12 protein-coding genes are annotated in these 13,006 nt (G+C 64.1%); 9 read left to right on the forward strand and 3 right to left on the reverse strand.

The window, feature by feature from the left end; translation table 11 throughout:
- Window positions 1-7 precede the first annotated feature (7 nt).
- The 7 genes from BLP96_RS02865 to BLP96_RS02895 all read left to right on the forward strand — a co-directional run bounded on the left by BLP96_RS02865 (window position 8) and on the right by BLP96_RS02895 (window position 7,002).
- Window positions 8-784 carry a Crp/Fnr family transcriptional regulator gene (locus tag BLP96_RS02865; RefSeq protein WP_089682890.1) on the forward strand — a complete coding sequence of 259 codons (777 nt, stop codon included), beginning with the start codon at window positions 8-10 and terminating at the stop codon, window positions 782-784.
- Between the two features lie 236 nt (window positions 785-1,020).
- On the forward strand, window positions 1,021-2,631 hold the full coding sequence (locus BLP96_RS02870; protein WP_089682892.1) for a cytochrome D1 domain-containing protein: 1,611 nt from the start codon (window positions 1,021-1,023) through the stop codon (window positions 2,629-2,631).
- 175 nt (window positions 2,632-2,806) lie between these two features.
- Entirely contained in the window at window positions 2,807-4,477 is a 1,671-nt protein-coding gene (locus BLP96_RS02875) for a NapC/NirT family cytochrome c (protein WP_245682144.1), read from the forward strand.
- A 26-nt stretch (window positions 4,478-4,503) separates the two neighbouring features.
- Entirely contained in the window at window positions 4,504-4,848 is a 345-nt protein-coding gene (locus tag BLP96_RS02880) for a cupredoxin domain-containing protein (RefSeq protein WP_089682894.1), read from the forward strand.
- A gap of 74 nt (window positions 4,849-4,922) precedes the next feature.
- Window positions 4,923-5,471 carry a hypothetical protein gene (locus BLP96_RS02885; protein ID WP_089682896.1) on the forward strand — a complete coding sequence of 183 codons (549 nt, stop codon included), beginning with the start codon at window positions 4,923-4,925 and terminating at the stop codon, window positions 5,469-5,471.
- Window positions 5,472-5,566: 95 nt separating this feature from the next.
- Complete coding sequence (locus BLP96_RS02890; protein ID WP_176761436.1) at window positions 5,567-5,938, forward strand: copper-binding protein; 372 nt, start codon at window positions 5,567-5,569, stop codon at window positions 5,936-5,938.
- 287 nt (window positions 5,939-6,225) lie between these two features.
- Window positions 6,226-7,002, forward strand: a complete 777-nt coding sequence (locus tag BLP96_RS02895) for a ferredoxin--NADP reductase (RefSeq protein ID WP_089682899.1) — start codon at window positions 6,226-6,228, stop codon at window positions 7,000-7,002.
- Between the two features lie 6 nt (window positions 7,003-7,008).
- On the opposite strand, the gene BLP96_RS02900 is transcribed toward BLP96_RS02895, so the two are convergent.
- The 3 genes from BLP96_RS02900 to BLP96_RS02910 form a co-directional block, all read right to left on the reverse strand.
- A complete protein-coding gene (locus tag BLP96_RS02900) occupies window positions 7,009-7,569 on the reverse strand; it encodes a hypothetical protein (protein ID WP_089682901.1) in 561 nt (186 codons plus the stop codon).
- Window positions 7,570-7,663: 94 nt separating this feature from the next.
- On the reverse strand, window positions 7,664-8,032 hold the full coding sequence (locus BLP96_RS02905; RefSeq protein ID WP_089682903.1) for a c-type cytochrome: 369 nt from the start codon (window positions 8,030-8,032) through the stop codon (window positions 7,664-7,666).
- 98 nt (window positions 8,033-8,130) lie between these two features.
- Window positions 8,131-8,469 carry a hypothetical protein gene (locus tag BLP96_RS02910; RefSeq protein WP_089682905.1) on the reverse strand — a complete coding sequence of 113 codons (339 nt, stop codon included), beginning with the start codon at window positions 8,467-8,469 and terminating at the stop codon, window positions 8,131-8,133.
- Window positions 8,470-8,766: 297 nt separating this feature from the next.
- Here BLP96_RS02910 and nosR point away from each other — a divergent pair, with 297 nt between their 5' ends.
- Together nosR and nosZ are read left to right on the forward strand one after the other, a co-directional pair.
- On the forward strand, window positions 8,767-10,908 hold the full coding sequence (gene nosR / locus BLP96_RS02915) for a transcriptional regulator NosR (protein ID WP_089682907.1): 2,142 nt from the start codon (window positions 8,767-8,769) through the stop codon (window positions 10,906-10,908).
- A gap of 123 nt (window positions 10,909-11,031) precedes the next feature.
- On the forward strand, window positions 11,032-12,957 hold the full coding sequence (nosZ, locus tag BLP96_RS02920) for a TAT-dependent nitrous-oxide reductase (protein ID WP_089682909.1): 1,926 nt from the start codon (window positions 11,032-11,034) through the stop codon (window positions 12,955-12,957).
- Window positions 12,958-13,006: the final 49 nt, after the last annotated feature.

A 13,006-nucleotide genomic window follows, 5' to 3' on the forward strand; every position in this document is an offset into this window, starting at 1 on the left:
GGTGCTTATGAAAACGCCACTGAGTCGAGACGCCCTGCAGGCCGTTCGGCAGGTGCCGCTGTTCACGGGGCTTGCCGACGATACCCTGGCGCTACTGACGTCGGGCGCTCTGGAGCGCAGCTATCGGCGCGGCACCCTGCTGTTCAGCCAAGGGGAGCCGGCGGATCGCTTCTACGTGGTGCTCGATGGTTGGATCAAACTCTACCGCGAGAGTCCCGATGGCAATGAGTGCATGGTGGGCCTGTTCACCCGCGGCGAATCCTTTGCCGAAGCGGCCATGTTCGACCGCCTGGGCTTTCCGGTGAATGCCGCCGTGGCCGAGGATGCCCGTCTGCTGATCTTCACCGCCGATCATTTCCTCACCACTCTCGAGCGGAACCACGGCCTGGCTCTCAACCTGCTGGCGAACCTCTCCAGCATGCTGCGCTACCTGGTACGTCAGCTCGATCAGCTGACCAACCAACCCACCTACCAGCGTCTGGCGGCGTTCATCGTCTCGCTGTGCCAGCGCGATGCCGGAGCGGCCACCGTACGGCTGCCCTGCGACAAGCTGTTGATCGCCGGACGGCTGGGCATGAAGCCGGAGAGCTTCTCGCGAGCCATGGCGCGTCTCAAGGAGGTCGGCGTGAGCTGCGAGGGCAACTGCGTGCGGATCGATGACGTTGCCGCGCTGCGCGACTTTGCCAGCGGTGCCGAGGTGACCGCCGTCCCCGGGGAGAAACTGTGCGCTAGCGCGGCTCGCTCGACTTCGTCGACCTCGCCATCGCCCCTGGCCGTGCGCTGATTCCCGGCGCCAGCGCCGAGTCGTCAAGGGGGCAAGTGCCGCTTTGGCGATTTAGTTGCTGCCTCATCTGACATAAGTCAACTCCAGAATGCATCTATTGACAGCGGTCAAGTGAGGGCAGGACCAAAGCTGCTACTACTAACGCAGGTGGAGGGTGGCAATGAATCCGGCGACCACAGCCGGGTCGAGCACCCGCCAGCCACTACCCCAAGGGGAAACCAAGCGAGGCACGTGTTATGTACAAGAGAGCTTTGAGCAAGGGGATCTTCGCCCTCAGCTTCCCGCTGGCAGCCATGATGGGCACCGCCCAGGCCGCGGCACCGGAGCTGAGCGAGGAAGAAATGGAGCGCGCCAGCGACATCTACTTCCAGCGCTGTGCGGGCTGTCACGGCACCACCCGTGGCGGCGCCACCGGCCCCGACCTGCTGCCCGAGAATACCCAGGAGCTGGGCCAGCGTCGCCTGGAGAGCATCATCACGCTGGGTACCGAAGGCGGCATGAACAACTTCGACGGCATGCTCTCCAAGGAAGAGATCACGCTGATTTCGAAGTACATCCAGAACGAGCCGGTCGAGCCGCCGGAGATGTCGCTGGCCGACATGAAGGAGCGCTGGAAGGTCTTCGTCGAGCCGGAAGACCTGCCCACCGAACCCCAGCACGATCTCAACTGGGAAAACTTCATGGTCACCATCCTGCGTGACCGTGGCGCCATGGGCATCATCGATGCCGACACCAAGGAGCTGGTCACCGAGGTCGAGACCGGCTATGCCGTGCACGTGGCCAAGGAGAGCTCCGACGGCCGCTTCTGGTACGTCCAGGGTCGCGACGGCCGTCTCTCCAAGATCGACCTGTGGATGGACCCGCCCCAGGTCACCGCCGAGGTGTTCATCGGTTACGACGCCCGCGACGTGGCCGTTTCCCACTACGGCGAGTGGAAGGACAAGTACGTCATCGGTGGCGCCTACTGGCCACCGCACGCCGTGATCACCGATGCGGACACCCTGGAGCCGCTCAAGGTCATCTCTACCCGCAGCTACGACACGGAAGGCAACTTCCGCAACGAGGCTCGCGTGGCGGCGCTGTACAACACGCCGCATGCCCCGACCTTCCTGGTCAACGTCAAGGAGTCCGGTCAGGTCTGGCAGGTCGACTACAGCGACCTCGACAACCTGCGCGTCGACATGATGGAGACCGCCGAGTACCTGCACGACGGCTTCTTCGATCCGACCGGTCGCTACTTCCAGATCGCGGCCAACATGAGCGACAAGATGGTGTTCATCGACACCGAGACGCGCAAGAAGATCAGCATGCTGGAAACCGGCGTCAAGCCCCATCCGGGACCGGGTGCCAACTGGGTCGATCCCGAGTGCGGCCCGGTGGCCGGTACCACTCACCTGGGCGAAGGCCGCATGACCTTCTGGGGCAACGATCCCGAAGGGCATCCCGATCAGGCGTGGCAGATCTGCGACAGCGTCGAGACCGAAGGTCCTGGCCTGTTCGTGCGCACGCACCCCGACTCCGACAACGTCTGGATCGACCAGGCCTTGCACCCCGAGGCCGACGTCAACCAGTACGTCATGGTCATGGACAAGGAGACGCGCGAGCTGACCAAGGTCCACGTGGCCGACCGTCCCGCCGAGCATGATGCCGTGGCGGTGCACATGGAGTACGACCAGACCGGGACCGAGGTGTGGGTCTCCATCTGGGCCCGCGGCGAAGGCCATCAGGACGATGGCGCCATCGTCGTCTACGACGACAAGACGCTGGAGGAGAAGGCGCGCGTCGAAGGCCTGAACACGCCGACCGGCAAGTTCAACGTCTACAACCGCAAGAACCACATCGGCTGATCAATGGCCGAGCCCGCCGGGGCGCCTTCGGGCGCTCCGGCCTCTTCTTCAGCCACTCCCGTTGCGTCACGAGCGGGAGTGGCTGGGCAAGGGGCCGGACACGACAACCACAACCCGACGGCAGGGCAGGCAATGAAAGCGACAACTCGTGTCACGACATATTCGGGAGACTGACATGCAAGGGGAGCGTCCACGCAACTGGCGCAAGATCACGATCATGGGGGCGTCGATCAGCGCCGCCGTGGTTTTCTTCGTGGCGGGCATCTTGTTCTGGGGTGGCTTCAATACCGTGATGGAAGCCACCAACAACCTCAAGTTCTGCAGTTCGACTTGCCACGAGATGAGCTGGGTCTATGAGGAGTATCAGGATCGTCCGCACTACGAGAACGCCACCGGGGTGGGTGCCGAGTGCTCCGACTGCCACGTGCCCGACGCCTGGGGCCCCAAGATGATCCGCAAGATCAAGGCCAGCCGCGAGGTATGGCACTGGATGCTGGGGACCATCGACACCAAGGAGAAGTTCGAGGGCAAGCGGCTCGATCTAGCGGAGAACGTCTGGCGATCCATGCTCGCCACCGACTCCCGCGAGTGTCGCAACTGTCACGACTGGTCGAACATGGACCTCGAGGAACAGGCCAAACGCGCCAGCCGCGAACACTCCCGCGCCTTCGAGCAGGGCCAGACCTGCATCGAGTGTCACCAGGGCATCGCCCACGAGCTGCCCGAGAACTGGGATGAGTCCGAGGTGTGGGCAGACCGCTTTGCGGTCGCCGAAGCCGACGAGGCCAGCGATGAGCCCGCGGTGCCGCTCGAAGAGGAAGACCTGGGTGAGGCCAAGGCGGTCGACGAGAACGTAGCCGCATCGTTGGACTGGGAGTCCATTGCCGCCACCGACCTGACGCTGTTCCTGCCGGGTCAGGCCTCCATCGAGTGGATTCGGGATGGCGGCGAGCATGGCGGCAGCCGAGCCGTCGATTTCGGCGACCGCTGCATCTGGTGCCACCAGGGCGAAGAGGCTGACATCGGCGAGATGGCCGTCACCGCCGAGAAGATCGAGACCTTCGATCTGGGCGACAAGCGCGGCCACGTGCCGATGAGCGTGAAGGCGGCCTTCGACGACGAATACCTCTACATGCAGTTCCAGTGGGAGGAAGGCGAGCATGCGCCGCTGCCCTTCGCCGACAACGACGGCAAGATGGATCCCGACAACCCCTTCAAGCTGACGTTGAGCCTCTCCGACGATCGTGTCGAACTGGCCGACCAGGCGGGCTGCTGGGCGAGCTGCCACCACGACTCGCGGCACATGCCCGATGCGCCGGAGCCGGATGCCCTGGCGACCAGCGACCTGGTCGACCGGTTGGACCTCTCCGATGGCGTGACCAAGTATCTCGGTGAGAGCCGCACCGAGGTCGAGGTGGATGGCGGTGATGACACGCCCCGTGGCGGCTGGGACAAGCTCAAGGAAGAGGGAGAAATCCAGGAGCTGCTCGACGGCGGCGCCTATCTCAACCTGGCACGCTACAAGAGCGGCGACGGTTCCACCGAATCCGGCTACGTCCTCGACGAGCGCCATTTCAGTGACAGCGAGGCCGTGGTATTCAGCGCCGAAGAGGAAGACGGCGTGTGGACGGCCTACCTGACGCGTGCGCTCAAGACCGGCGTGGAAGGCGACAAGCCGCTCGATCTCGACAAGCTCTACAGTGCCAACATTGCGCTGCACGACGACTTCGCCGACTCGCGTTTCCACCACGTTTCCTGGCAGTACGGCCTGGCCTTCGGCGTCGAAGATCCCGACGAGACCTTCGGTGCCGACATGGTGGAGATCAACGCCACGCGCGTCGAGTGACGCGCCATACAGGGGAGGACGCTTTCATGCGACATCCGCGACTGACACTCGGTGCTACCGCCCTGGCCGCCCTGCTTACGGGCGGGGCGGCCTTGGCCGGCGACTCGGTGGTCGAAGTGGAGATGCTCGAATACGGCTACCATCCCGCGGAACTGGAAATCGAAGCGGGTACCACGGTGCGCTGGGTCAATGCCGAAAAGCGCACTAGCCACGACATCTACTTCCCCGAGGAAGATGCCGGCTCGGAGCGCCTGTTTCCCGAGGAGAGCTGGGAGCGTACCTTCGACGAGCCGGGTACCTACCCCTACCACTGCCGTCCCCACGAGAATCGCGACATGGATGGCGTGGTAACGGTGGTGCCGGCCGAGTGATGCGACGCATCATGCATCGATGCGGTGGCCGGCCGAGACCGGTCACCGCATCCCGAGTATCGAGAGGAACGAGAATGCAACGATTCGTCCGAGCTTCGGGCTGGCTTGGCGGCTGTCTGGCCGCTCTGGCCTTCTCCGGGGCGCTGGCGGCTGAGGGGCCGACCGGCTATCGCAGCGTCGAGTTCGGCATGTCCTACCAGGAGGTCATGTCGGCACTGGGCAACGATGACGCCGTGGCCAATCTCTCCGTCGAGGAGACCGAGGATGGCGACCGGATCATCGATGGCGAACTCCAGGCCGACGAGGCGCCCGAGACCGATCTGCGCTACGTTTTTCCGGCGGGTGGCGATGAGCTGGCGCTGGTGGTCACCTTCCATCCCGATGTCGCGGAGCGCGAGAAGGTCATCGCACGGCTCGAATCGAACCATGGCGATCCCTGGGAGGAAGAGATGGCCGAGTGGTGGTTCGAGCAGCTTCAGGAGGGGATGCCGCAGCCGCCGCAGAGCCTGATGGTGTGGGGCGGCAGCGGCGACGAAACCTCGCAGCGCGGCCGCTTCGTGCGTCTATGGACCTTCGACGACTACCTGTCTGTGGAGTATCTCGACACTCAGCGCTTCGACTGAGCCGACGCGCTGGCAGTTCGGCACGGCCGCCCTGACGGGGCGGCTTTGCTATGTGCAGGCGTCGAGTCCGGCTCGACGCGATGAGGGAGGAGACGATGATGAAACGTAGCGGGCTGCTGGTCGGCCTGGCACTGGCCTGGCTGAGCCTGGGGGCGCAGGCCAGCGACATGGCAGCGACGCAAGAGGGGCATGCGGCGCGTGGGATCTTCCTCGGCTACGACGAGGCTGAGCACCGCGTCACCATCGCCCACGAGGCGGTCCCCGAGGTGATGATGGCCATGCGCATGCACCTTGCCCTGCCGGACGGCGAGCCGACCCCGGACTTCTCGGTCGGCGACAAGGTCGCTTTCCAGATGTTCAGCCGCGTGGAGAACGGCCGCACCTGGTATGCCAAGGAGCTCGAGGCGCTGCCCGCCGAGACCGAGCTGTCGCTGCCGCCAGCGCTGCGCGACAAGATCGGCCTCTGATACCGGGTCATCGTCGCTCGAACCGGCGTCCTGTGGAGCGCCGATCGTCCTGGCACTGCCGGCTCGGCGGGCAGCGCGGCAGGCGAGACATCATGTCGCAGTAACGGGCTCAGTGCCATGTCTCTTGATGCATATCATGCCATGCACTCCCCGGCTCGCTACTCTGGGCCGAACGATTGCCGGTTGTGCAATCCGGCACCCTTCTTCTGTAGCCGACTCGTATGACGAGGGGCGGATCGGAATAGGGTGTGAAACCTGTTGGACCGAAGGCGCATCAAGGAGTTGGCATGAGCAAATTCGCCCTGGAAGAGGTGCTGAGCGTTCACCACTGGAACGACACGCTGTTCAGTTTCCGTACCACGCGCGAGCGCAGCCTGCGCTTCAAGAACGGCCAGTTCGTGATGATCGGTCTCGAGGTGAACGGCAAGCCGCTGATGCGGGCTTACTCCATTGCCAGCCCCAACTACGAAGATCACCTGGAGTTCTTGAGCATCAAGGTGCCGGATGGCCCGCTCACTTCGCGGTTGCAGCATCTTCGGGTGGGGGATTCCATCATGGTCAGCCGCAAGCCCACCGGGACCCTGGTGATCGACGACCTGCTGCCGGGGCGTCATCTCTATTTGCTGGCGACGGGGACCGGGTTGGCGCCCTTCATGAGCGTGATACAGGACCCCGAAACCTATGAGCGTTTCGCGAAGGTGGTGCTCGTGCACGGCGTGCGTCGGGTCAGCGAACTCGCTTATTCTGACTTCATCACCCGGGAGCTACCGGCCCACGAATACCTGGGCGATGAGATCCGCGACAAGCTCATCTATTATCCTACCGTGACTCGGGAGGCGTTCCACACCCAGGGACGACTCACCGACCATATCCGCAGCGGCAAGCTGGCCGAGGACACGGGACTGCCGGCGCTCGATCCGCAACGGGATCGCGCCATGATCTGCGGCAGCCCCTCGATGCTCGATTCGACCAGTAACCTGCTCGATGAGCTGGGCTTCACCATCTCGCCACGTCAGGGCGAGCCGGCCGACTATGTGATCGAGCGTGCCTTCGTGGAGCGCTGAGCGGCGTCACGGCGGGTCGTCGGCTGCCAGACAGAGACTCTCGGCCCGGTCGATGGCGGCGTCTGCGCCGTTCAGGGTGAAGGTCAGGAACCAGCGTTCGTCTTCCTCCAGAGTGAAACGCAGTCGCAGGGTTTCGCCCTGGCGCATCTCCTCGATCAATAGCGCCTGCCGCGGTAGATAGAACTGGGCGTAGAAGCCGCTGTCGCCGCGCTCGGTGATGAACTCGGCCATGCCGTTGTGGATGGTGTCTTGATCGACGCGAAAGTCGGCGGGCACCAGGTTGACCGCCCGGTCTTTCGCCTGGCGCTCGTCGAGATCGACGCGCACTTCCAGCCAGGGCAGGTCGCACACGCCGGCAGTGTGATTGAGACTGAGGACGGTGTCGCTGTAGCTGTCGGCTTCCAGGGCACGGAAGTGGCGCTCCTCGCCCAGGCTCAGCACGGCCGATTGCCAGTTCTCGTGGCGCTTCAGAGCTTCGGCATTGAACGTGGTGGCCAGGGCCGGCGTGCCGCTCAGCAGGCCGGCGAGCGATAGATAAGCGAAAGCGGCGATTGGGCGACGCGACATGTCAGGACTTCCCGAGGCAGGCGAAGGCAGTAGTGAAAGAGGCATGGTAGCAGCCGGGTGCCCGCTCGGCGACGCCATGCGGGAGGCGTTGGAGTCACTCGAGCCGTGAGAAGTGAGCGGCGAGATCGGCAATGTCCTGGTCGCTGAGGCCGCGGGTCATGCTCTCCATCAGGTGGCTGCTCTCGCCGGCGCGAAACGCCGTCAGGCGCTCGATGATGCGTGATTCGGGCAGGCCGGCAATGGCCGGGTAGCGGGAGGTGAGGCTATGGCCGTCCGGGCCGTGGCAGTTTTCGCACAGGTGGGCCATGGTGGCCCCGCGTCCGGCGTCGCCGTCTGGCATGGCGGTCGCCTGTGGCGCGGTCGCTGTCTCGTTGCGACTGGCGTCGTTCTCGGCCATGGCCGGCATGCCGATGCCGATGTAAACCGCGGCACAGGCCATGGTGAGCGTCCTGAGTGGATGCATGGTCGTCTCGTCGCTGTTCGCCGTTGGCGCCAGCTTAACGCGGGAGCCCGCCGACATGCCTTGACCAATGTCAGCCTTGCGCTTCCATCTGCCGGCGCTCAGTCGAAGTCGCGGCTGGGCAGCAGCCAGTCTTCGGAAGGGGCGTGGCCGGCCCTTTCGGCCTGCTGATAGTGCTCCACCATGATATCGGCGATGGCCGTCAGGCAGGCATCCAGATTGGCATGCTCATCACCGCTCTCGAAGGCCGGCTCTTTTTGCAATGGCGTCTGTATGTAGTGGCTCTGCTCGGCGCTATAACGCTGATTGGCCAACTGTCGGTAGACACGAATGCGGATGGTGGTGGGTATCTCGCCCAGGCAGAAGGCGAATTCCGTCACCAAGTGGCGCTGTTGCGTGATCAGCGAATGGGGAACGGGACGGGGATCTTCCGGGGTCATGGCGGCTCCTTGCCACAAGCGCATGGGGATGACCTGAGCCTAGCACCACGTCATGCCGACGAGAAGCGAGCCGTGACGCTTTGTCCTCAGCGAACGCTCTGGTCATGCAGGGGTGCCGGGAAAACGCGGGATGGCAAGTCGGGGTTGATGCAGGTCAGGGTTTCTGCTGCCTCGTATGCTAACGTTGTTCATGCTTCAAAAATACTTCTTTTGCCGCTGCTGTCACGACTTCTAGACGGTTTCTCTTAGATGGCCGAGTGACTTCCAGGCGACAGACGAGCGCATGGAGACGAGTGAATGAGGGCGTTGTATACCGCGCTGTGGGGGCTGTTCTTGCTGGTGGCGATCTGGATGTCACCGGCTGCCATGGCGGAAGACTGGCTGCCCGAGGTCTTCCCGGAGGCGGACGCCGTGGGCGAGTCCGTCGAGGACGTGGAGGCGGTGACCGTGCTGCGCGACGGCGAGCCGGTGGGTTACGTCTTCGAGACCAACGACATCGCGCCGATTCCCGCTTATTCGGGCAAACCCGTCAACATGCGCGTGGGCCTCGATCTCGAGGGGCGCATCACCGGCGTGCAGGTGCTGGAGCACTCCGAGCCGATCATGCTGGTGGGCATTCCGGAATCGGTGCTCGACGACTTCGTCGCCCAGTATCGTGACAAGACGGTGCAGCAGAAGGTCCGCGTGGGCCTGTCGCGGCGCGAGCGCGAAGGCTATGAGAGCGTCGATGCGGTGTCCGGAGCCACCGTCACGGTGGTGGTGATGGGCGAAGGGATCATGCGTTCGGCACGGCGCGTGGCGCGCCATGTCGGCATTCTCAGCGGTGGTGGCGTCACCGAGCACGCCCGGGTACGGCACGACCTTTTCGAAGAGGCGAGCTGGAGCGAGCTGCGCGAGCAGGGCGTCATCGGCAACCTGCACCTGACCCGCGGCGAGGTCGACGAGGCCTTCGAGGGCACGGAGGCCGAAGACGTCGATCCCGTCCCCGAGGGAGCCGAGGACGAGACCTTCATCGACCTCTACTTCGCCTACCTCAACGTGCCGACCATCGGGCGCAACCTGCTCGGCGACCGCCAGTACGACGATCTGATGGAAGCGCTGGGCGAAGACGAACACGCCCTGGCGATCATGGCCGACGGCCGTTACTCCTTCAAGGGTTCCGGCTTCGTGCGCGGCGGCATCTACGACCGCATCCTGATTCACCATGAAGGGCGTGCCGACCAGTTCCACGACAGCGACATGCGCCGCCTGTGGGGCATCGAAGCCGAGGGGGCACCCGAGCTGCCCGAGCGTGACATCTTCATCCTGCGCGAGGACTCGCGCTTCGATCCCGGCAAGCCCTGGGAGCTGGAGTTGCTGGTACGCCGCCAGGTCGGTGCGCTGGATACCGAGTTCGCCAGCTTCTCCTCCGAGGTGCAGGTCCCTGAGCGCTTTCTCGAGTTTCCCGAGCCGGCCGCCGATGCCATGGCCGACGAGGAGAACGCCCCGCTGTGGGTGAGCGTGTGGGAAGACCGCGTGCTGCACATCACGGTGCTGGGTGCCGGCCTCGGCGTGCTCACCGCGATTCTGCTGTTCCAGGATTGGCTGGTGCGCCGCCCGCGTCTGCTGCACGTGCTGCGCTACGGCTTTCTGGTCTACACCGTGGTGTTCATCGGCTGGTACGCCCTGGCACAGCTGTCGGTGGTCAACATCCTGACCTTCACCAACGCCCTGTTCACCGACTTCCAGTGGTCCACCTTCCTGATGGACCCGATGATGTTCATCCTGTGGAGCTTCGTGGCGGTGACCCTGCTGCTGTGGGGGCGTGGCGTGTTCTGCGGCTGGCTGTGCCCGTTCGGCGCCATGCAGGAGCTGATCAGCGCCGTGGCGCGCAAGCTCAAGGTGCCTCAGTTCTCGGTGCCCTTCATGCTGCACGAACGGCTGTGGGCGCTGAAGTACATCATCCTGCTGGCGCTGTTCGCGGTCTCCCTGCAGTCGCTGGGCCAGGCCGAGCGCTATGCCGAGGTGGAGCCGTTCAAGACGGCGGTGCTGCTCAAGTTCCAGCGCGAATGGGGCTTCGTGCTGTATGCCGGGCTGCTGCTGGCGATCAGCGCCTTCAACCACAAGTTCTACTGCCGCTACGTGTGCCCGCTGGGCGCTGGGCTGGCGATTCCCGCGCGCATTCGGCTGTTCGACTGGCTGCGCCGCCACAAGGAGTGCGGCAAGCCGTGTCAGATCTGTGCCCACGAGTGCGAAATCGGGGCGATCCACCCCGATGGGCGGATCAATCCCAACGAGTGCCACTACTGCCTGGACTGCCAGGTGACGTATTACGACGACCGCAAGTGCCCGCCGATGGTGGTGCAGCGCAAGAAGCGCGAGAAGACGGCGCGGTTGAGCAGCAAGGCAGCGGACGAGCAGCGCATTCCCGCGACGCAGCTGTCGGGGAACGAGACCTGAAGGCGTGGGCCTGAAGGCGCAGCGAGGGCGGGACGCCACGACAACGAGCGCCTCGCCGAAAAACGCCGATCGCAGAGTCGGTATCGAGAACTTCTCTCGACATAATGAAACGGAGGTAGTGCCATGAGTGATCAGCATCACGACGACAAGCCGACCGAGGTGCCGGGCGCCACGGTCAACCAGGGACGTCGTCGCTTTCTCGCCGGCAGCGCCATGGTCGGTGCCGCCGGTGTAGCCGGGGCGACCGGCGTAGCCGGGGTCGGCGCACTGACCCGCAGTCAGCCGGCCCAGGCAGCCAGCAACGGTAACGGCCCTGACATTCACGTAGCGCCGGGCGAGCTCGACGAGTACTACGGCTTCTGGAGCGGCGGCCACAGCGGCGAGGTGCGCGTCTACGGCGTTCCTTCCATGCGCGAGATCATGCGGATTCCGGTCTTCAACCACTGCTCGGCCTCCGGCTGGGGCATGACCAACGAGTCCAAGCGCGTCCTGGGCGACAGCCATCGCTTCACCAACGGCGATGCCCACCACCCCCACATCAGCTACACCGACGGTAGCCACGACGGCCGCTATCTGTTCATCAACGACAAGGCCAACACCCGCGTGGCGCGCGTGCGCCTGGACGTGTTCAAGACCGACAAGGTGGTCACCCTGCCCAACGTGCAGGCGATCCACGGTCTGCGTCTGCAGAAGGTACCGCGCACCAACTATGTGTTCTGCAATGCGGAGTACATGATTCCGCAGCCCAACGACGGTCGCGATCTCAACGACCCGTCCAAGTACTACACCATGTGGAACGCCATCGACGCCGACACCATGGAAGTGAAGTGGCAGGTGATCGTCGATGGCAACCTGGACAACATGGATGCCGACTACACTGGCAAGTATGCCGCCGCCACCTGCTACAACTCCGAGGGTGCGGTGGATCTAGCCGGCAAGATGCGTGCCGATCGCGACTGGGTGGTGGTGTTCAATATCGAGAACATCGAAAAGGCGGTGGCCGACGGCAACTTCACCACCATCGGCGATTCCGACGTGCCGGTCGTGGACGGTCGCAAGAGCGCCGATCTCAACGTCACCCGCTACGTGCCGGTGCCCAAGAACCCGCACGGTCTCAACACCTCCACCGACGGCAAGTACTTCATCGCTGCCGGCAAGCTCTCGCCCACCGTCACCATGATCGAGATCGCCAAGCTCGACGACCTGTTCGCCGGCAACCTGTCCGATGAGCGTGACGTGGTCGCCGCCGAGCCGGAGATCGGTCTGGGTCCGCTGCACACCACCTACGATGGTCGCGGCAATGCCTATACCACGGTGTTCATCGACAGCCAGATCGTGAAGTGGAACATGGATGCCGCGGTGCGCAACTACAACGGCGAGGACGTGGACTACATCATCCAGAAGCTCGACGTTCACTATCAGCCCGGGCACAACCATGCGACCCTCTCCGAATCCAAGGATGCCGATGGCAAGTACCTGTTCTCGCTGAACAAGTTCTCCAAGGATCGCTACCTTCCGGTAGGGCCGCTGCACCCCGAGAACGATCAGATGATCGACATCTCCGGTGACGAGATGAAGGTGATCCACGATACGCCCACCTTCGCCGAGCCCCACGATGCGGTGATCATTCGTCGTGACCAGATCTCCACCAAGCAGATCTGGGAACGCGACGACCCGTTCTTCGCCGAAACCGTGGCCATGGCCAAGGAGGATGGCATCAACCTGGAGACCGACAACCAGGTGATCCGCGACGGCAACAAGGTGCGCGTCTACATGACCTCGGTGGCACCCAACTTCGGTGTGACCGAGTTCACCGTCAAGCAGGGCGACGAGGTCACGGTGACCATCACCAACATGGACAAGGTCGAGGACCTGACTCACGGCTTCTGCATGGTGGGTCATGGGGTGAGCATGGAGATCAGTCCGCAGCAGACTGCCTCCATCACCTTCACCGCCGACAAGCCAGGGGTGCACTGGTACTACTGCAACTGGTTCTGCCATGCGCTGCACATGGAAATGACGGGCCGCATGCTCGTCGAACCGGCATAATGCCGGCTGGGGCCGGCCCACGGCCGGCCCCTCGATTTTTCTTCTGCCG

Source organism: Billgrantia gudaonensis, from assembly GCF_900100195.1.
In the GTDB taxonomy this organism is placed as follows: Bacteria; Pseudomonadota; Gammaproteobacteria; order Pseudomonadales; family Halomonadaceae; genus Halomonas; species Halomonas gudaonensis.

Coding starts and splice junctions, on each gene's coding strand:
- BLP96_RS02865 (WP_089682890.1), top strand. CDS start 8: ATGAAAACGCCACTGAGTCGAGACGCCCTGCAGGCCGTTCGGCAGGTG.
- BLP96_RS02870 (WP_089682892.1), top strand. CDS start 1,021: ATGTACAAGAGAGCTTTGAGCAAGGGGATCTTCGCCCTCAGCTTCCCG.
- BLP96_RS02875 (WP_245682144.1), top strand. CDS start 2,807: ATGCAAGGGGAGCGTCCACGCAACTGGCGCAAGATCACGATCATGGGG.
- BLP96_RS02880 (WP_089682894.1), top strand. CDS start 4,504: ATGCGACATCCGCGACTGACACTCGGTGCTACCGCCCTGGCCGCCCTG.
- BLP96_RS02885 (WP_089682896.1), top strand. CDS start 4,923: ATGCAACGATTCGTCCGAGCTTCGGGCTGGCTTGGCGGCTGTCTGGCC.
- BLP96_RS02890 (WP_176761436.1), top strand. CDS start 5,567: ATGATGAAACGTAGCGGGCTGCTGGTCGGCCTGGCACTGGCCTGGCTG.
- BLP96_RS02895 (WP_089682899.1), top strand. CDS start 6,226: ATGAGCAAATTCGCCCTGGAAGAGGTGCTGAGCGTTCACCACTGGAAC.
- BLP96_RS02900 (WP_089682901.1), bottom strand. CDS start 7,569: ATGTCGCGTCGCCCAATCGCCGCTTTCGCTTATCTATCGCTCGCCGGC.
- BLP96_RS02905 (WP_089682903.1), bottom strand. CDS start 8,032: ATGCATCCACTCAGGACGCTCACCATGGCCTGTGCCGCGGTTTACATC.
- BLP96_RS02910 (WP_089682905.1), bottom strand. CDS start 8,469: ATGACCCCGGAAGATCCCCGTCCCGTTCCCCATTCGCTGATCACGCAA.
- nosR (WP_089682907.1), top strand. CDS start 8,767: ATGAGGGCGTTGTATACCGCGCTGTGGGGGCTGTTCTTGCTGGTGGCG.
- nosZ (WP_089682909.1), top strand. CDS start 11,032: ATGAGTGATCAGCATCACGACGACAAGCCGACCGAGGTGCCGGGCGCC.